Raw genomic sequence first — 20,400 nt, forward strand, 5'->3', positions numbered from 1 at the left:
CTATGTTAGGATTATTTGAACGTTGCGAATGAGAAAATACTGGCTGAAGATGTTTAGCTTAGTCAATTATATCAAACGCTTGGATGCAGATTGGTGCTAGGTTGCTATAGTAAGTGAACTGGCTAAATAATGAGTGACACACAATAGGTTGGAAAATGTCTACAGAAAATGCGTTATTAACCATCTTGGTCGAAAAAATAAACAACGATACATTAGTGCTACCAACGCTTCCCGCAATTGCTTTGAAAGTTAGAAAGGCTGCGGACGATCCGAATATTAACCTAAATGCCATGGCTGATGTCATTGGCCAAGATCCGTCACTCTCCGCGCGGATGATCAAAATATCCAACAGTTCTTACATGGGTAGAAGTGTCAAAGTAACGTCTACCTCACAAGCTGTTACACGTATCGGTTTACGTCAGATAAAGAATATTGCGACTGCGCTAGCCATGGAGCAACTGTTTGTCTCTAAAAACGATATTGTGAAAAACTACTTGGATAATGTGTGGCAACAAAACCTGAAAGTGGTTGCGGCCGCGATGTCGGTTATGCAACTGCACGTTAAAGAAACCAAAAATCGCACCCTTAATTTAGACACCATGACCCTTGCTGCCTTAGTCCACAATATTGGTGTACTACCGATTTTGACCGAAGCCGAACGTCACCCGGAAGTGTTTGCCAATCCTACCTTTTTAAATGTGGCGATCGATAAATTAGCTGGACGAATTGGTGCAAGCATCATGCGTGAATGGGGCTTCGAGCAAGAATTTGTTAATGTTGCTGAAAACTGGCGCGATATGTCAGTCCAGACGGATATGATTTCCTATCTTGATTTCACTCGTTTAGGCGCGGTTATGGCAGGCTTATATGACTCACAGAAAGACGCTCTGCTCAATTTAGCGGTGCAAAAGGGGATATTGGCAGACTTGACAGTCTTACAATCAGATGAGTATCAAGAGCTTTACGATAGCGCCATTGCTGTATTCGCTTAAGGCGTTAATGCCCAAGTACGTGTATTAGCGAAAAGCCAGCATCATGCTGGCTTTTTAGTTTTTAAAACCTGTGGCTTATTCCTGATCTTGCTGCAGATTAAATATCTCAACTAAGCGCTTTGAAAAGCGCACTATTTCAGCAGACATCAAGGCGAAATCGGCATCCATTTTAGCTAATTTATCTTCTTTAGGAATGTCGTCATTTTGCTCTGTCATGACATCGGTGAATTTAAGGCGTTTAACTGCCATGTCTTCTTGTAACAATGCGCTAAAGGTTTCATCCCATTCGATAGCAATTTTTTGCACGGTTTTGCCAGCGCTCAAGTGATTTGCAATTTCTTCACTGCCAAGATCTTGGTTTTTACAGCGCACGATCGCACCGTCTTCTTCCATAGAGCGAAGTTCCGCTTCTTCCAAAATCACCACATCATTAGGCACAGAGTCGTCCGTTAACCAATGCGTTAATTCTTCCTGCACGCTTTGTTTTGCTAGGGGCACAACCGGCAATGAGCCAATTGCTTTTCGCAACATGGCCAAGAAAGTCTCAGCTTTGCCATCTGCACTGGCGTCAACTACGACTAAGTTATCTTGAGTAGAGATAAAGCCGTGACTAAAGCTATTTTTAGTAAAAGCTTGTGGAAGTAAGCGCTGAATGATCTCTTCTTTCATTTCCTGCTGCGCTTTTTTACCTACATTTGAGCCTGTTTCAGCTTCCATTAGTGCCACTTTGTCCGCTAACTCGGCGTTCACGACTGCCGCTGGCAGGATCCGCTCCTGCTTCTTCAACGTTAACCAAAACTTGCCGCCCGCACTGTGTACTAACATATCGCCTTGGCCAACTGGCGATGTCCAACCCATAGTTGCTAGCTCTTGCGAGCCACAAGGGCGAAAGGGGAATTCAGCGAGTTTGTCTTGTATGTCTTCTTCTGTTAAGTCGAGAGTTTGCGTCAAATGATAGAGTTTTAGGTTTTTGAACCACATAAAAGTAATGTCCGTTGATAAGGGAATGAAAACAATTGGGGATAAATAAAAAACGGTCGCTAGCCTAGCAGTCTTTATGCAAAACTGCCAAATCTAGCGTTAAGAATGTAGCGGGATAGTCAGTACGTATCGTAAACCCTCACCTGGCTCACTGAATACTTCAATATCACCTTTTAACGTTTGGGTAACCAAATTATACATGATGTGTGTTCCTAAACCGCTGCCGCCTTTCTCGCGCCGAGTAGTGTAGAAAGCTTCAAAGTGCTTAGCTAATGAGTCTTTCGGCAAACCTCTGCCATTGTCGCGATAATCAATGGTTAGCGTTTCAGGTTGCTTGGTTATTGCAATGTCGATAGTGCCTTTACTCATATCTTCAAAGCCATGAATGACAGAGTTCATCACCATGTTGGTAAAAATTTGCGCCAACATACCCGGAGCACAAACAATAACAACGTCGTCAGGGCAACTTATATTGATGATGTGTTGGGTTTTCTTCAAGCTTGGGGCTAATGATTGAATAATTTCATTGAGATATTCTTTTAAGTCGATTTCTCTTTCAGCTTCGCTTGCCTGATCAACAGCCACTTGTTTAAAGCTCGATATCAAGTTTGATGCGCGATTTAAATTGTTAGTAAGCAAGGTAATGGTTTGTTGAGCATCAGACAAAAATGTGTTCATTGTGCTGCCAGTCAAGGTTTTTTCTTGGTAGGCTTTCTCCAACGTATTTAATCTCTCTTGCAAGAAGCTGGTGGCCGTTACGCCGACGCCCAACGGGGTATTTACATCATGGGCTATACCGGCAACCAATCCTCCTAGTGATGCCATTCGCTCTGATTCGACTAACTGATCTTTAGCCAGTTGAAGGGTATCCATGGACGACGCTAACTCACTGTTTCTTTTGCGTAGCTCGTCTTCAATAAATTGACGATTTTCGTTTTCTTGGCGAAGCTCTCGTTGGTTCACTATCAGTTCGTCTTTTTGCTGCTCCAAATCGAGCATGATCTTGCTCAATGTCGCAGTCTTTTTAGCCACTTCTTGCTCTAGCGATATATTATGGTCATCCAGCATTCGGTTGGCTTCTCGCAACTCGGCTTGTGTCCCATTTAGGCGCTTTTGAAAGTCCACCATGCCGTCAACCAAGCTATTATAGGCTTGCTCTAAAACCGTGAACTCATTTTTTTCAGGCACATTTAAATGTAATTTTGAAGACTCTAAGTCATTGATATCAAAGTCTGAAATTTGCTGGCGTAACTCATTTAAGGGATTCGTCAGCATGGTGCGAAAAGCGCTCATAAACAAAAACACTAGAAACGCGGTTTTGATAATCGCATTACCAATAAGAAAGAATATACCCACTTCAATACGGCTAAAAATTATTTGCGCGCTGGAGTACAAGGTGACATCACCGACCAATGATGTACGTCCTGAAAACTCAAAAATTAAAGGAAAACTATAGCCAAAGGTGCTGCCCGTATGATCTTTTACCACACCTTTAGTGATAGGGGATTCGGGTTGCTCTGAGGTCAGCCCTAAGTTAGCAATATACTGACCGTTTTCGTCACGGATTTGTACACCTTCTACTATGGGTAATTCCATTAACCCTGTGGCAATCGATTTAGCCTGCGCCATGTTTAGTTCCCACATGGCTCTAGTCAAACTGGTACTAAAGGTGTTTTTTAATGTTTGAAGCTCACCTTCTATATGACTCTTAGCATTTACGTACTCGGTAACTATTTGTCCCACGGTGACTATAAGGGTCAATATAAAGTACACCGATAGCACACGTGTCAAAAGTTTCTTTGATAATGTGCTTTTTTCGTTAGTCATATGCCAATCCATGAGATAGATGAAAATTAAGAATATGCCCTATGGATTAAATTAACAAGTCACAGTAACGAACTGCAATCTCCTTGTAATGAAATACAAGTAACTGAAAATATTTGCTTTATTTCTATAATATGACAAAAACTTAGGGTTACTTAAGTGTTTTAGGCAAGGTTATTACGCTGTTTATGGTAACTTTAATAAAAATGTCACAGACCTAACGAATAATTGCGGACTTTGTCATGAACAGGAAAATGAAAATGGCCAAACGAGTATTACTGGTTGAAGATGAAGCGCCGATCAGGGAAATGTTAAAATTTGTCTTAGAGCAATCTGGCTATGAAACGATTGAGGCAGAAGATTTTGATGTCGCCTTGGAAAAGGTCGTTGAGCCATACCCGGACCTTATTTTGTTGGACTGGATGTTGCCAGGTGGCAGCGGTGTACAACTCGCGAAGCGTTTAAAGCAACATGAATTTACCCGTGATATTCCCATTATAATGGTAACGGCCCGGGGCGAAGAAGAAGATAAAGTGCGTGGGCTTGATTCAGGTGCTGATGATTACGTGACAAAACCATTCTCTCCCAAGGAATTGGTTGCCCGAATAAAAGCGGTTATTCGTCGCGTTACGCCTACATCTAGTGATGAACTTATTGAATTCAATGGTTTAAAACTCGATCCTGTTTCGCACCGTGCGACCGCCAATGATGAGCCGCTTGATATGGGCCCGACTGAATTCAAATTACTGCATTTCTTTATGTCGCACTCCGAGCGGGTTTATAGCCGTGAGCAATTACTGGATAACGTTTGGGGTACAAATGTATACGTGGAAGACCGTACTGTAGATGTACACATTCGTCGCTTGCGCAAAGCGATATCACGCTTTGGGCATGACAGCATGATTCAAACCGTTCGCGGCTCAGGCTACCGCTTTTCAGTAAAAGTGTAATCTAGCCCGTCTATACTGAAACTTCCGTATTCGTCGGCTGCACAGGAGAACAGTTGCTGCCATGTATTACCCTTTCTCATGGCTTAGAAGCCTAGGCCGTTTAGCGGCCTACTTTTTGGTGGTTATCTTACTTGGCTGGTATTTCTCAGAGCCAAGCTTAGCAGTCGCTATTGGTGCGTTACTGCTCTTGGCGAGCCATTACTGGAATATATATCGACTAAACCATTGGTTGTGGCAGAGTAAAAAAATTACGCCTCCCAGAGTCAATGGCGTGTGGGAGCATATATACGACGGTATCTACACACTGCAAAGGCGAAACCGCGCTAAACGCAAAGAACTAGGGTTATTAGTTAAACGCTTCCGAGAAGGGTCCGAAGCGCTGCCTGATGCCGCCGTCGTGGTGGATGCAAACGCAGCGATTATTTGGTGTAACCGATTAGCTAGAATTGAGTTAGGGCTACGCTGGCCTGACGATGCAGGTCGTCGAATTTACAATTTGGTGCGCCATCCACAATTTGTCGAGTTTTATCACAACAAAGATTATGAAAAGCCGATAGAAGTGCCGTCTCCGGTAAACGATCAGCGTATTCTTGAATATCGCATTATGCCTTACGGCGATGAACATTTACTGCTTTTGATTAGGGACGTTACCAAGCTCACCCAAATAGAGAAAATGCGCAAAGATTTTGTCGCTAATGTGTCTCACGAGCTACGAACACCTTTAACGGTGATCAATGGTTATTTAGAGACTCTGCCAGGGGCGACTAATATCCCAGAGGCCTTTTTGGCAAAAGCGTTTGAAGAAATGCGCTCTCAGTCCACGCGCATGCAGTGCTTGATCGAGGAGCTATTAGTGCTATCTAGAATCGAAGCCAGTAGTGAGCGCTCTACGGAAAACATTGTCGATGTGCCGCAAATTCTCAATACGATCAAGATTGAAGCCGATACCCTCAATGGCGCAAAGCAGCATACGATCACAATGGACGTTGACCAAGGTCTGAAAGTCTACGGTGTCGAAACTGAATTACGCAGTGCGTTTTCCAATTTATTATTTAATGCCATTCACTACACCCAAGAAGGCGGCAAAATTCACGTGCAATGGTCGTTAGTGGATGGCCAAGCAACGTATTTGGTCACTGACAACGGTTATGGGATTGAGGCCAAACACTTAGGTCGCCTAACTGAGCGATTCTATCGAGTCGATAAAGCGCGCTCGCGTAAAACAGGTGGCTCGGGGTTAGGTTTATCTATTGTTAAACATGTGCTCAATCATCATAACTCTCGCTTACGTATCAAAAGCAAAGTCGGAGAGGGCAGTGAGTTCTCATTTGCGTTTTCTCACGAGTTATCGGTGAAACAGTCTACGTCTTAGACACTGCGCTTTTTAGGCGAAAAGCGTATATTGCCCATGACTCTCTCTAGATGTTTGAAATTAAACATATTTTATAAATTTCCGCGTTATTCCTTTCGTCGCAGCACTTCGTTCGTGACACTTTTATTAAACTTTTCTGACAGTTTTTATATGTAACAAAAATGTCACCGAGCTTCGGTAATCTTCGTGCAAATTTTAAAACACATTAAAAAATCACTCGTTTATCGGAGAACACCATGGAACTTAAGAATTTTTTCAACGCGTCTGCAGTAGCGACTGCTCTAATACTTGCTGGTTGTGGCGGAGATATAAAAGTGACTCCGACAGTCATCGATAATAGCGTTGATAATAGCGTAACCAACCCGACTACAGGTGGTGGCGATAGCACAACTAACGTTTGTGCCTCTTACGAGAATGATAGCGGCGAGACTGTTCAAGGTACGTATGACGGCCAAGATTGTTCTTACTCAACCACGTTCGTTAGCGCAAGTAACCCTCTTACAACAAACGTGACGCTTGATGATTTGAGCAATGATGGTGTGCATTATTTCCTAGGCTCATTGGTGGTTGGTGAAGGTTGTAATACCGACGGCGGAACGTGCACTATCGAAACTGACGGCCCCACCCTGACTGTAGAAGCAGGTGCAACAGTTGCTTTTAACCAGTCTACTTCTTTCTTATTAGTGAATCGTGGTGCGAATATTGAAGCTGAAGGAACCCTAGCTGACCCAATCACATTTACTTCAGTGAATGCGTTTACACGTCTTGATTCAGTCGGTAATGGTGCTCAGTACGGTGATTGGGGCGGCATGATGATCGACGGTTTCGGTATTACTGACCAATGTACCGATGCTCAGCGTGGTGCAAATACCTGTAGCGCAGAGAGCGAAGGCGTAACCAGTTATTACGGTGGTAGCGACAACGCTGACGATAGCGGTACGCTTAAATTCGTTAAAATTCATTATGCAGGCGGTTTACCAGCAGGCCAAGAAGCCGGAAACGATTTGAACTCGCTCAGCTTGTTTGCTGTTGGTTCAGGGACTGAAATTGACTATATCGATATATACCAAGGCTTCGATGACGGTATTGAATTATTCGGCGGTGCCGTTGACCTTAAGCACATCGTTATTACCGATACTCAAGATGACAGCTTAGACATTGATGCAGGTTGGCAGGGGCGTGCGCAGTACGTTCTTATCAAGCAAGGTACAGTGGTTAATGCAAATGGCGTGACCGTGAACATGGGTAACGGCGGTTTCGAGTCTGATGGGGTTAAAGGAACGTCTTCAGCTGAAGCGCCTGCGTCAGCGCCTGTGATTGCTAATGTAACCGTATTGACCACTGATGGCTTGTCTATTCGTGATGACGATGAGTCAATCGCCATGAAGTTAGACGATATGATTTCAGCTACTTGGTACAACACATTATTGGTTAAGCCAGTTGCTACGCAAACCTGGTGTATTAATTACAGTGGTGACGCCGCTGAAGTTATTGTTAACGGCTCAGCGTCTATCCATAACTCAGTAGCAGCCTGTGCTCAATTAGCTAATGCTGGCAACGAAACCGTTACCTTTGGTAGTGATTCAACTACGGTTCAAGAATGGTTCGAAGCGAATGACAGTGAAGTCGTTGGTGGCAATGCTGACGTACTTGCTGCAAATGGCTTTGCAACGTTAACGACTGGCACAGATATTACTATTTCAGCATTTGATGCCTCTACACTAGATGCATTTTTTGAGTCAACTGACTACATAGGTGCGGTATCTGACACTGACACTTCTTCTGATTGGTACAACTGGGCAAACGATGCGTTTACCAACGCAGCTGCTGACGAGTAACCAATTTGCATAAGATAAATAGGCGCCTAGGAGCGCCTATTTTTCGATTTATAGCTAGGAGTTTAAGGTGAGCAATCAATACAAACTTAAAAAAGTCGCCTACTCGGTAGGACTCGGGCTTTTGGTGAGTGCAGTAAGCGCAGTCGCGCAAGAAAGCCAGGTAATGGAAGAAGTTGTAGCAACGGGTTCTCGACTACAGGGAACCGCTGCTGCCGTTATCGAAGAGCGTAAAAATCAAGCCTTCGTTGCGGATATATTAGGCTCTGAGCAAATTTCACGTACTGGCGACAGTGATGCTGCGTCGGCACTGCGCCGGGTAACAGGCCTCACGCTGGTCGATGGCAAATTTATCTATGTGCGTGGTCTTGGTCAGCGATATTCAAGTGCACGTTTAAACGGTGCCAGCATTCCCAGCCCTGATTTAACCCGAAACGTCATACCGCTAGATATCTTTCCTGCCAACGTGATTGAAAGTCTATCTGTACAAAAAGCTTATTCGCCCAATATGCCAGCAGCATTCGGTGGCGGTAACGTTGATATTCGAACAAAAGCCATCCCGACAGAATTTGTATCGGGCATTCAAGTCGGTATTGAGGCCAACAGTAATAACTCCGATGGGTATACCTATGATCGGAACGAGCAGGGGATCCCGCAAACACTCACAGATGCCATCCCTTATTATCGTGGTGACTTTAGCCTAGCGAATATTATCAACAAAGATAATTTGGTCACAGGTGACACATCTGCAGCGGATCAAGCTCGAGTGTTAAATAGAACGTTGGCGAAATCACTGCCTCGCGACTTAGCACTGATAGATGAGTCGTTAGACCCTAACTATTCTGCTCAAGCGTTCATTGGCAATAGTTTTGATGAAGATTTTTTCGATGGAAAAATTGGATTCCTAGCGTCGGTTGCATACGACAACAAATGGACATATTCCGACCGCACCAGTGCGGTGACAAGTGCAACCCCTATCGATAATTGTTCTAGCCAGTTGGTGACAGCAGAAGACGTACAAAACTCCTGTTTTGATACCGTTGCGTCATCAGAAATGACGACTGAAGAAGAGCGTTTGAACGGCTTAGTCAGCGTGGGTTACAAATTAGACACCCATAGCCTGACCTACACCAAGATTTACATCGAAGATAATGAAGATGAATCGCAAATCTCTATTTCACAGAATCCGAGTCAAAACATTACTATCGCCGCTGATAATGAAGCAGACCGCACTCATAGTTTTAATTTCGAAGAGCGCACGTTAGATGTTGACCAATTTCGCGGTCAGCATACGTTCTTAGATTACATGGGCGTTGGCGTTGATTGGCAGTACACCGAATCAAGCGCTGAAACAAACAACCCATTGAATGTGGCCTATGAATTCACTGACACCTACGACAACGGCGCTTACACTGGCTCGTTCATTGATGGTGCCCAAGGTCGAGCTAACTATCAGTTCGTTGACATGGAAGACAACATGAAATCTTGGGGAGGAAACGTCACGCTTCCTCTTACCTTCAAGAATTTCGAAGTGGAGTTGAAAGGCGGTTGGGACTTCGTAGACAGAGCGCGTTTGTATACCACATCTAGCTTTTTCCTCGATAACACCAATTCATCAATCGTTGTGAATGACAATGAGTCAGATATCTTGTCGTTAAGCAGCTATTTGACCGACGAATTCATCGACACCAATATGTTGATTAACTTCAATGAGCCTATCGCACCAGAAGCGGATGACTATTTAGCGGCGCAAAAAATTGATGCCGGTTATGCGGCTTTCGATGTGTTCTATAAAGGTATTTGGCGCATAAGTGGTGGTTTGCGCTATGAATCATTCAAACAAGTGTCTTTATCGTCTTCGAGCTTAATTTTTACCAAAGAAGATTCTGATAACTACTACAGCGAAGAGGATATTCTTAACGGTACCGTTAACGATGATGATTTTTATCCAGCCTTGAGTTTGACCTACGTGGGTGGCGAAGATTACCAGCTGCGCTTCGGATACGGAGAAACGGTAGTACGCCCTGATTTAAGAGAGGTTGTTCCAGTAGGTTACAACGACCCGTTAACGGATATCCGTACTACGGGCAGCACCACGTTGAGCTCAACCACGCTGAAAAACTTCGATTTGCGTTACGAGTTGTACTTTGATGACGGCGATAACTTAGCTATTTCAGGTTTCTACAAAGACATTGCTAACCCAATTGAAACCGTGTTGAACGTAGGTGATTCAAGTTACACCGCTAGTTTTACGAACGGTGAGACCGCGGAAGTATACGGTGTCGAAGCTGAATGGTTATATGATTTGAGTTTTGTATCAGATGGCTTTTTTACCTCTGGTAATATTACCTTGAGTGATTCAGAAGTGCAGATTGATGCTGCTTCAGCAGGTAACTTAACCAATACAGAAAAACGTATGACAGGTCATTCTCAATATGTTGTGAACATGCAACTTAGCTATGACTCTGCGAACGGCAACCACAGTGGCTCTTTGGTGTATAACGCCTTTGGTGAGCGTATTCTCGCATCGGGTATTAATGGTCGTGACGACTCATTTGAGCAACCCTTTCACTCGTTAGATGCGACGTATTCTTACTACCCAGATTTTAACACTACCGTTAAATTAACGGTTAAAAATCTGTTGGGTGAAGACCAAGAAGTGACACAAAGTGGCCTTTCAGTTAGAACTCGCTCTATCGGCACAACGGTTAAGTTGAGCTATAAGTACGATTTCTAATCATATTTGGTTTTCAAAATAGCCGCATTAGCGGCTATTTTTTTGCCTGTGACTTCACTGAATTAGCTCGTATTGTTTTACGGCGGTGTCGGTTTGCAAACCAAAATGTCCTAATGCGTAATTGAACGTAGCGTCTTCATTCACGATACGACTACTATGCACACCGCCGACAGTGCAGCCACCGGTTGAGCATACAATTTGGTCAATATAGCTCTTAATCGAATATACTTTTGAAGCTAGCGGCACATTATAAATGCTGTCTAAAAATGGGCTGCCTACGGATAATCCCGCTGAGCCACAAGTAGAGCTCCACACATTAAACGGGTAATAACCGCAGCTTTTAAGGCCTAAAAATGCCCCGGCAATCCCCACAAAGGTATCTACCCGGTTGGCAATGGCAAGTTTATCAATTTGCTGAGCGGCTAATGTTGCTCCCATCGAATGACCGATCACATCAATCTTGCCTGTACAGGATGAGGCTAGAGCACTTTGTATTGCTTGGCGCACGGGCGTTTCTTCACTGCCGCTATGGTTGTTGCAGGCGGCGCAGTTCTTCGAACCCCAATCCGGTTTATAGATTTCGCTACTACTGTAGCCATTAGCTAGCAGATGATCATAGGTGTTATCCCAACTGGCAGGTGTGGCCGTATTGCCATGGACTAATACCACTGCGTCTTTACAGGCAAATGCATTGAACGGCAGAGCCAAGCACATTAACAGCGCCAATATTCGTATTCTGTAACATTCTTTTATTATATTCATGATGTCCTCTTTAGTTGTTGTTTTCTAAGTGACAGCAATGAATATAGGGCGCGCGCACTGAAACAGACATAGTACTTTAGCACTGCGGCAATAAGCTGAAAGCGTTGCTTCGATGGCCGGTTAAAAGTAAAATAATAATTATTCTCATTTGTTTTGGGTATGCCGTATAGATGTCGCTATACGCATTCACACACTTAAACGTTAAGGTTTTAGTTTTGTACTCTTCTGCTATTTGTTTTAAACGCTTTTTGGTTTCATTCGTTCATCTTATGCAAAGTCGTCGTCAACTCTTTGCTGAGCTGGCGTTCAGTTTCTGCATCATGCTGAGCCTTACTCAATCGGCGCCGAGTTTAGCTCAATCAGCTTCTCAACTAGATGCGGTTAAAGAGAGTCGTCAGATTTTACAAATGGCGGAATACATAGGTGTTGATTACTCAGAAGCCGTGGTCGATGGTGAAGTATCAAGCGAAGACGAATTTGCTGAAATGCAACAATTCGCCAAGCTAATTTTGCAAAAGGCGGAGGCATTACAAACTGCCGCGCTAAGTGACTTTGATTTACAGAAAACGTCGGTCATCGCCAATGCCCAAGCACTGCAGCAGGCTATTTTAGCTAAGTCAGCAATGGGGAAAATTCAAAGCCTGACATTACAAATTCGCCAAGAGTTATTAGCCATGTCGCCCGCGCTAAAATTGCCAGCGCAACTGTTGCCTCAAGCAGAAATAGATAAACTCTTTGTTGATAACTGCTCTGCATGCCATGGCCCAGCCGGTCAAGGCGACGGTCCACTAGCGAAGTCGTTTAGCCCTCAGCCAACAGACTTTACTGAAAAAGAGCGCGCACAAAATCGTTCTTTGTTGGGGCTTTACGACGCTATCAGCGCAGGGCTGGACGATACCGCAATGCGCGCGTTTACCGAGCTCAACGATCAGCAGCGTTGGTCTTTAGCGTTTTATGCTGGCAGTTTGGCCTTTAAAGGTGCGGCGGGAAATGATTTAGATGTTAAACCGACGCTGCCCCTGCAACGCTGGATAAACAATAATCCAGTACAAATTGCAGCGCAAAATGATGCGATTAGCCAGGTGCAAGTTGAGCAGTGGCGCGCCTCGCCAGAGATATTTTTTGGACAAGCCAATACGCCTATCGCCACAGCAAAAAACAACCTGATCGCCGCTGTCGATGCTTACAACGAAGGCAATTTTGCGCAAGCACAAACACTCGCCGTCAGTGCCTATTTAGATGGTTTTGAACTGATCGAAAATAACCTCGACGCCAGAGATAGTGGTTTACGAAAATCGGTAGAAAAGCAGTTGTTGAATTTCCGTAATGTGCTGAGCTCACCCAATAATGAGCAACAGGTAAGCGCTGAATCACAACAAATATTGCAGCAGCTTGAACAAGTCGATAACACACTGAACTCAGCGACGTTATCGAACAACGCCATGTTTTCGGCTTCGTTGATCATTTTGTTGCGTGAAGGGTTAGAAGCACTGCTTATCGTGTTAGCGCTCATCACCGTACTGATAAAAACCCAGCGCCAAGACGCCATCCGCTACGTACATTTTGGCTGGGCATCAGCACTTATTGCTGGTGGCGTCACTTGGTGGGCGGCTGAAAACCTGATCACGATCAGTGGCGCATCAAGAGAACTCATGGAAGGCGGCGCGGCCTTATTAGCCGCCGGCATTTTGTTTTACGTCGGTTATTGGATGCATAGCAAAACCCAAGCATCAGTGTGGCAGAAATACATCAATGACAACGTCGAACGTCATTTAAGCACCGGCACCTTATGGGGCTTAACTGGGTTGGCGTTTATTTCAGTTTATCGAGAGGTCTTCGAAACAATTTTGTTTTATCAGTCACTGTTAACTCAATCGGTAGGGGATGGCAGCCAAGTAAGCTTTGTGTGGTACGGACTCGTCGCTGCGGTTGCCATACTCGCACTGATCACCTGGCTGATGCTTAAGTACACCGTCAAGTTACCTATCGCCCGCTTTTTCTCTATGAGCGCTTACTTTATGTTGATATTGGCCTTTATTTTGGCGGGCAAGGGGATTTCTGCACTGCAAGAAGCTGCGATCATTGGCATCAATGCATTTCCACTAGATGTTTCGATAAGCTGGTTGGGTATTTCTGCCACATGGCAGGGGGTACTAGTGCAAGGTGTCATACTTGCGTTGTTCATCGTCATGATGACGCGCAAAGATACAGCGTCAGCATAAGGGCCAATATCGAGCGCATAAAAAAGGCAGATGATTATCTGCCTTTTTTGTGAACGGGCCTAAGTATTTAGACCACCGTTTATTGTCGCTTGCTTAGTAGAAGCTCACCTTCGCTTCGATACCAAAGATGCGCGGCTGATTCACAATACCCGTTAGGTTATTGAAATCCACCGCACCTTTTACGTTCTCTTCATCGGTAATGTTGCGACCGAATAAGGCTACGGTATAGTTATGCTCGAAGTTTTCATAACCGATGCGTAAACCGCCTTCTACGTTGCCGTCTGTTTGAAACTCAACAGATTCGTACAAGAATAGGTTCGTGTCCCCTTGGTACGCCCAATCTGTAAACGCAAAGAATTCACCATCATTACCCAAAGGTACCGCATAACGTGCTGTGAACGTGAAGATCGTCTCTGGCGCTTGCGGGAAAGGGTTTCCATCAATAACAGCGTTAAAGCCATTCGGACGAGGGTCAAGTACGGTACAGTTACCTGTTGAGCCAAATGCTTCATTTGTGCCACAAGGCAGTAACGTTAATGAATCATCTTTAATTTCTGTTTTGTTGTAGCTATAACCTGCGGTAAGGGTTAAGTAATCGTTCGCTACGTATTGTGCGTCGATTTCAAAACCGTAACCCACACCTTTATCAGCGTTTACCAATGCTACGTTATTTGCACCACCACCGATTGCAGAGAACTGCATATCGTCGATTTGGTAATAGAAAGTGGCAGCGTTTAAGCGCAAGGTGTTTTCCAACAAATCAGACTTAAAACCAAACTCGATTGAGTTAATGGTTTCTGCGTCAGCCACTGAAGGTGCACCTTCAAAAGCCACATCACGTCCTTGAATCGACTGAGCTCTAAAGCCATTAGCAAAACGAGCAAACACCGAGGTGTCATCGCTTACTTTGTAGTTAGCGCTTAGCTCCCAGCTGATTTGACCATCATCCACATCAATGTCGTCGTAGTCTTGTACACTGGCATCACCAGTGATTAATGCGAAGCCGTCGACGTTTTGCTCTCCAACACGAAGTGATTTTTTGTCGTGGGTATAACGCACACCACCGGTCACATTCAAACGCTCGTTCAATTCGTAAGTTGTTTGCCCAAAAACAGCCCAAGTGGTGTTTTCATGGAATACTGTGGTCGCGCCAAAGTAGCCATCGATGCTCGTCACGTTGAAAGACGAGTCATAGTAAAACGCACCGGTTTGCCAGCTAAGGGCATCGTCAGTTTCGCTGGCCAAGCGAATTTCTTGCGTAAATTGCTCTAAGTCGTCTAAGTTATCTTGGGTGACAGCACTAAAGCCTATGGCGCCAGGAAACGTTAACACGTCTTCAAAACCAGAGTTGAAATTGGCAGAAGTTAGGCCATCAGGTACCGGCGTGGATAAATCATTGGTATACACACCGCCGTCAATATCACCAAGGCTTGAGCCTTCTGCTTCTTCATAGGCAGTAATTGACGTGAACGACATTTCATCTAAGCCAAACTCTAACTTTAAAGATGCGCCATAGTTTTCGTATTCTTGCGGGTTATTGTCTGTGCCATTACCGTCGATGTCGCCATCGTAATAGACAGTGTCGCGATCGAAATTCTGATTTAAATCGTTACTGCCTTTAGTAAATACGTTAGCGCGAAAGACCGATGCGGTGCCATCTAACTCACGGCCGTGCACGTTTAACAACGCTGAAAAGTCTTCGCTTGGGGTAAATAACAGCTGACCGCGCCATGCTTTTTCGTCAAAGCCGCCAATCGCGTCTTTCTCGCCAGTAAAGCCATTGTCTATCCAGTCATCCCGGTCTTGGGATAACACAGAGAAGCGTCCTGATAAATCTTCAGCAAGTCCGCCGCCAACAGCTGCTTCAAAATTGACTGTTCCTAAATTACCCACACCTAACTTGGCGTAAGCATCGAAATCTTCTGTGGGTTTAACTGAGTCAAACTTGACTATACCAGCAGTGGTGTTGCGCCCAAACAAGGTACCTTGTGGGCCACGAATAACCTCAACTTGCTCAACATCAAACAATGGGAAGCTTTTCAAAATAACGTTCTCTTTGACCACGTCATCCATCACGATGGAAACTGGCTGAGAGGCTGCTAAGTCAAAATCTGTGTTACCTAAACCGCGGATATAAAAACGCGGCGCTACACGGCCATTGGATGATTCGGCGTATAAGCCAGGAACGCGCACTGCTAGGGCGATAATATCGTCACCACCTGAAAATATGCTTTCAAATCGCTCTCCGTTTAAGGTAGCAATTGAGATTGGCACTTCTTGAATACTTTGCGTACGTTTTTGCGCTGTAACCGTGATCTTTTCTAACCCTTTATCTTTTGCTGCAGGTACTTCCTGTGCATGAAGAGTATGGCTAAATAGAGCACCTTGGATACAGACGGCTAATGCTGCTTTGTGAAAATTGGTCATTGTGTCACCGCTAGTAAATGTGTGGTTATAGTCAGTATGTCACTCTGCGATTTTGTCATCGCGTTACTCCCATCGCCCATGTTGCTAATTAGCTTCGTTAATTGCTTTAACATCACACGTTCATTTATGAAGCGTTGTCCGGATATAAAACAAGAACAAATAAGTAGGCTGAGCGAAGGGGGCGTATTGTGCCTAAATGTCCTTTTAAAGTCTCGTTAATTGTAGCAGTTAAGGGATCACTTAAATGTCACATTTGGCTGACAATCAAAACGATAACATACAGCTTCGAGGCTGAGTGAGCGCAAAAAAGAGCCACGTACGCTGAGTATTCAGCGCTTTGCACGCACACATAAACCGCGCCATAACAGGCTGTCATAATACTGAAATATTACTGTCACCTATACGTCATATAGCTGTCATAAAAATGCCACGACTAGCCCCTATCCTTGCGCAAATTCTGAATGAAATAGACTGATCCGAGAGGAGCACACTGTTTCACCATTTCCTTCAAATAGGGTTTGAGTAATGAAGTCTACCACTATGTTATCAGCCAGCTTACTCAGTGTAAGTTTGCTTTTATCTGCATCTGGCAATGCCCAGGAAGATGCATACCTGAAGCCAGCTGTTGAAAAAGCGACGAAGATCAACAACTCAGCAGCGAGTTCACAGCAGAAAATCAACAAGCTCAATGATCAGATTGATAATAAGTTGCAGCAATTCAAAGCCATTAATAAAGAGACTGAAGGCCTAGAGGTATACAACACTCAGTTGCGCAAGCAAATTGAGAACCAAGCACAGGAAATGGCCGACTTAAACGCTGCAATTGATGATGTGAGTGTTATTGAGCGTCAAATTACGCCGTTGATGATGCGCATGATTGATGGGCTCGAGCAGTTCATTGCTCTTGATGTGCCTTTTTTAGCCCAAGAGCGAGCAACACGTATTGCCGGCTTAAAAAGTATGATGGACAAAGCTGATGTGGCGCCCTCTGAGAAATTTCGCCGCGTGATGGAAGCCTACCAAGTTGAAATGGACTACGGACGCACATTAGAAGCTTACGCCGGTTTACAAAATATTGATGGGCAAGAGCGTAACGTTGATTTTCTGCGCGTTGGCCGTACCGCTTTAATATATCAAACGCGTGACGCAAGCATGCAAGGTATGTGGAATGCGCAAACTCGTCAGTGGGATGCCTTACCGTCTAGTTACCGCACCCAAGTTACTAAAGGCCTGCGTATGGCTAAAAAACAAATGGCACCAGACCTACTGATGTTGCCTGTTGCGATCACAGATTAAGAGCACGATGAAGATGAATCAATTAATTAAAAATATCGCACTTACTTTGCTTGTTACATTAACGGCAACTTCAGCAATGGCGGCCGATCCGTTACCGAAGAAAGAGTCAGCACTGGATTTAGATGCGCTGCTTAAGCAGTTAGAGCAAGGTCAGTTTCAGCAGACTCAACAGAACAACCAGCGTGAAAAAGAGTTTGTTGCTAAGCGTGCTGAGCAAGATCAGATGCTACGTGATGCAGGCAAAAACCGTGACAACGCGTTACGCACATCTGAAACCTTAGAAACGCAATTCGAAGAAAACGAATTCAAGTTAGGTGATTTAAACGATGCGTTAACTAAGCGTTTAGGCTCACTTAAAGAGTTGTTCGGTGTACTTCAACAAGTCGCTGGTGACACTAAGAGCAAGTTCTTTAATTCTGTTATCTCCGCTCAAATCCCTAATCGTGCAGAGTTTCTAGATGAAATGGCACAGTCCATGGGCTCAAGCTCAAAGCTTGCCTCTATAGAAGAAATTGAGCGTGTTTGGTTTGAAATGCAACGTGAAATGACCGAATCAGGAAAAGTCACGCGTTTCAACGCCGACGTGGTTGAAGCCGGCGGCGCTAAAGTCAGCAAAGAAGTGGTGCGCGTGGGCACGTTTGCCTTGGTTGCTGATGGCAAATATCTTGATTATGAAGGTTCAACTAACTCACTTGGCGAGTTAATTCGTCAGCCTGCTGGTCGTTATACCGCAAGTGCAGAAGCGCTTCAGGCGTCAAATGGCGAGCTAGTTGAGTTTGGTCTAGACCCAACTGGCGGGTCAATTCTTAAATTATTGGTTCAGGCACCAAGCTTAAAAGAGCGTGTTGAACAAGGTGGTTTAGTCGGGTACATCATCCTTATCGTTGGCGCAATTGGTTTATTGTTAGCCCTTGAGCGTTTAATCACTTTGACTGTGATTAAAACCAAAGTAAACAAGCAGCTCAAATCTGACACGTTTACCTCTAACAACCCACTTGGTCGCGTGATGCAAGTGCGTGACAAATATCCACAAGCGGATACTGAGTCGCTTGAGCTACACCTGACAGAAGCTATCTTGGGTGAAATACCTAAGTTGTCTCGGAACCTTACGATCATCAAAATCATCTCTGTGGTAGCGCCTCTTATGGGTCTACTTGGTACGGTGACGGGTATGATTAACACCTTCCAAGCAATTACCTTGTTCGGAACGGGTGACCCTAAATTGATGGCGGGTGGTATCTCCACCGCATTGGTGACGACCGTACTTGGTTTGGTTGTGGCTATCCCAATGACCTTGCTCTACGCGATGCTCAACACACGCTCTAAAGACGTAGTCTTTATTCTGCAAGAACAAGCGTCAGGTGTGATTGCCGAGCGTGCTGAGCGCATGGAAACAAAGTCAGCTCCAAGCGCCTAAGGTAATTAGTTATGTTGGAATTTTTCGAAGCAATACGTGATTTTACGGAAACAGGTGGTCAAGTTCTCTTGGTCATCGGGTTTTTAATATTCGTCATGTGGTTGCTGATCCTTGAACGAGCGTTGTACGTGTTCATCTGGCATAAAGCCTATAAGAAAGAAACCATTGCCACCTGGAAAGCACGTAAAGACAGACGCTCATGGAACGCAGAACAAATACGTCAAGCGATGATTTCTCGCGTTAGCCTGCGCTTGGGCGCGGGCATTCCGATTATTCAGGCTCTAGTTGCCTTGTGCCCTCTATTGGGCTTAATGGGAACGGTAACCGGCATGATAGAAGTGTTTGATGTTATGGCTATTTCTGGTTCAGGTAGTGCGCGCTCGATGGCCTCTGGTGTATCAAAAGCGACCATTCCTACCATGGCCGGTATGGTCGGTGCGTTATCCGGGGTGTTTGCCTCAACTTGGTTAGCCCGCACCACAAAATCAGAACGTACGCATTTAGAAGACGCATTGACAATAGAGCGCAAGTAGCCTGCCTACTGCGCCTTAAAAGAGACAGTTATGAAACAACATTTTCAAAATTTGATGGACGAAGAAGAAGCAGCAATCGACATGACACCGATGCTCGATGTGGTATTTATCATGTTGATTTTCTTTATCGTCACCGCGTCTTTTGTTAAAGAATCGGGTATTGATGTGAATCGTCCTGAAGCGGCGACAGCGGTCAAGAAAGACCGCGCCAATATTCTGATAGCCATCAGTGACAAAGGCGAAATATGGATCAACAAACGTAAAATTGATGTGCGTGCAGTTCAAGCGAATATTGAGCGTCTGCATGCGGAAAACCCACAAGGTACTGTGGTGATCCAAGCGGATAAAAAATCGACTACCGAAACCTTAATTAAGGTCATGGATGCCTCTCGTGCCGCCGGTATTACCGATGTTTCGATTGCAGCGCAAGAGCCCTAGATCATGCTTAGATATCTCATAGCGATAGCATTGTCAGCCATTGTGACGCTGAGCCTGTTTTTCGTGATGCAATCACTGATCAAAAGTGGTGGTAGCGCATTAACTGAGCCTGCAAAGGGCAGTGTGCTGGATTTCGTGCGGGTGAAAAAAGAAGAATCCGCCCAGAAGAAAGATCGTAAACCCAAGAAGCCGCCTAAGCCAGAAGCGCCACCTCCAGCGATGGAGCAACCGCAGATGGATTCGCCTACGCCGAATGCCGAGGGCAATGGAATGGACTTTGGAGCCGACGTTAACGAAGGTTTATCGTTAGATGGCGGCTTAGCACTTGAATCGGGTGACGGGGAATATCTGCCGATTGTGAAAGTGGCACCGGTTTATCCTCGACGTGCGTTATCTCGTGGTATCGAAGGCTACGTTATTGTTGAATTTACAGTGTCGAAGCAGGGTTCGGTGAAAAATCCGTTTGTGGTAGATGCCCAGCCAGCAGATCTGTTTAATCAAGCGGCAATTGATGCAGCACTTAAATTTAAATACAAACCTCGGGTAGTCAACGGTGAACCTGCTGAAGTGGCTGGTGTGCAAAACCGTATTTCTTTCCAGATTGATGGTTAATT

Annotated in this window: 15 protein-coding genes; 11 read left to right on the plus strand and 4 right to left on the minus strand. The window is 44.8% G+C overall.

The genetic code is table 11. The annotated features are described in order from the left end of the window. The first annotated feature begins 155 nt into the window (after positions 1 to 155). Positions 156 to 992 carry an HDOD domain-containing protein gene (locus PATL_RS05365; RefSeq protein ID WP_011573916.1) on the plus strand — a complete coding sequence of 279 codons (837 nt, stop codon included), beginning with the start codon at positions 156 to 158 and terminating at the stop codon, positions 990 to 992. Positions 993 to 1,067: 75 nt separating this feature from the next. Here PATL_RS05365 and rdgC read toward each other — a convergent pair whose 3' ends face one another. Then, positions 1,068 to 1,973, minus strand: a complete 906-nt coding sequence (gene rdgC, locus PATL_RS05370) for a recombination-associated protein RdgC (protein WP_006991309.1) — start codon at positions 1,971 to 1,973, stop codon at positions 1,068 to 1,070. Between the two features lie 99 nt (positions 1,974 to 2,072). After that, positions 2,073 to 3,800 carry a sensor histidine kinase gene (locus PATL_RS05375; protein WP_041713394.1) on the minus strand — a complete coding sequence of 576 codons (1,728 nt, stop codon included), beginning with the start codon at positions 3,798 to 3,800 and terminating at the stop codon, positions 2,073 to 2,075. 257 nt (positions 3,801 to 4,057) lie between these two features. Between PATL_RS05375 and phoB the strand changes: the two genes are divergently transcribed. From phoB to PATL_RS05395, 4 genes are all read left to right on the plus strand, one after another. Further along, entirely contained in the window at positions 4,058 to 4,747 is a 690-nt protein-coding gene (gene phoB / locus PATL_RS05380) for a phosphate regulon transcriptional regulator PhoB (protein ID WP_006991307.1), read from the plus strand. Between the two features lie 61 nt (positions 4,748 to 4,808). After that, positions 4,809 to 6,119 (plus strand): phosphate regulon sensor histidine kinase PhoR, encoded by a 1,311-nt coding sequence (gene phoR, locus PATL_RS05385; RefSeq protein WP_011573918.1) that lies wholly within the window; start codon positions 4,809 to 4,811, stop codon positions 6,117 to 6,119. 236 nt (positions 6,120 to 6,355) lie between these two features. Then, positions 6,356 to 7,957, plus strand: a complete 1,602-nt coding sequence (locus tag PATL_RS05390) for a hypothetical protein (protein ID WP_011573919.1) — start codon at positions 6,356 to 6,358, stop codon at positions 7,955 to 7,957. Positions 7,958 to 8,024: 67 nt separating this feature from the next. Further along, positions 8,025 to 10,691: a TonB-dependent receptor domain-containing protein gene (locus PATL_RS05395; protein ID WP_011573920.1), complete on the plus strand. Its 2,667-nt coding sequence runs from the start codon at positions 8,025 to 8,027 to the stop codon at positions 10,689 to 10,691. A 54-nt stretch (positions 10,692 to 10,745) separates the two neighbouring features. Here PATL_RS05395 and PATL_RS05400 read toward each other — a convergent pair whose 3' ends face one another. Further along, entirely contained in the window at positions 10,746 to 11,453 is a 708-nt protein-coding gene (locus tag PATL_RS05400; RefSeq protein ID WP_011573921.1) for an alpha/beta fold hydrolase, read from the minus strand. A gap of 320 nt (positions 11,454 to 11,773) precedes the next feature. Between PATL_RS05400 and PATL_RS05405 the strand changes: the two genes are divergently transcribed. Continuing rightward, on the plus strand, positions 11,774 to 13,675 hold the full coding sequence (locus PATL_RS05405; RefSeq protein WP_049765935.1) for a cytochrome c/FTR1 family iron permease: 1,902 nt from the start codon (positions 11,774 to 11,776) through the stop codon (positions 13,673 to 13,675). Positions 13,676 to 13,768: 93 nt separating this feature from the next. Here the strand turns inward: PATL_RS05405 and PATL_RS05410 are convergent, their stop codons facing one another. Then, positions 13,769 to 16,102, minus strand: coding sequence for a TonB-dependent receptor (locus PATL_RS05410; RefSeq protein WP_011573923.1), 2,334 nt, complete (start codon positions 16,100 to 16,102; stop codon positions 13,769 to 13,771). Between the two features lie 525 nt (positions 16,103 to 16,627). On the opposite strand from PATL_RS05410, the gene PATL_RS05415 reads away from it, so the two are divergent. From PATL_RS05415 to PATL_RS05435, 5 genes are read left to right on the plus strand one after another with little or no spacing between them, the layout of a single operon-like run. Further along, positions 16,628 to 17,398, plus strand: a complete 771-nt coding sequence (locus tag PATL_RS05415) for a DUF3450 domain-containing protein (protein ID WP_011573924.1) — start codon at positions 16,628 to 16,630, stop codon at positions 17,396 to 17,398. A gap of 13 nt (positions 17,399 to 17,411) precedes the next feature. After that, a complete protein-coding gene (locus tag PATL_RS05420) occupies positions 17,412 to 18,815 on the plus strand; it encodes a MotA/TolQ/ExbB proton channel family protein (RefSeq protein ID WP_041713397.1) in 1,404 nt (467 codons plus the stop codon). Positions 18,816 to 18,826: 11 nt separating this feature from the next. Then, positions 18,827 to 19,348, plus strand: coding sequence for a MotA/TolQ/ExbB proton channel family protein (locus PATL_RS05425; protein WP_006991296.1), 522 nt, complete (start codon positions 18,827 to 18,829; stop codon positions 19,346 to 19,348). 30 nt (positions 19,349 to 19,378) lie between these two features. Continuing rightward, on the plus strand, positions 19,379 to 19,786 hold the full coding sequence (locus tag PATL_RS05430; RefSeq protein WP_006991295.1) for an ExbD/TolR family protein: 408 nt from the start codon (positions 19,379 to 19,381) through the stop codon (positions 19,784 to 19,786). A gap of 3 nt (positions 19,787 to 19,789) precedes the next feature. Beyond that, positions 19,790 to 20,398, plus strand: a complete 609-nt coding sequence (locus tag PATL_RS05435) for an energy transducer TonB (protein ID WP_006991294.1) — start codon at positions 19,790 to 19,792, stop codon at positions 20,396 to 20,398. The last annotated feature ends 2 nt before the right edge of the window (positions 20,399 to 20,400 follow it).

Origin of the sequence: Paraglaciecola sp. T6c, from assembly GCF_000014225.1 — a bacterium.
Taxonomy (GTDB): domain Bacteria; phylum Pseudomonadota; class Gammaproteobacteria; order Enterobacterales; family Alteromonadaceae; genus Paraglaciecola; species Paraglaciecola atlantica_A.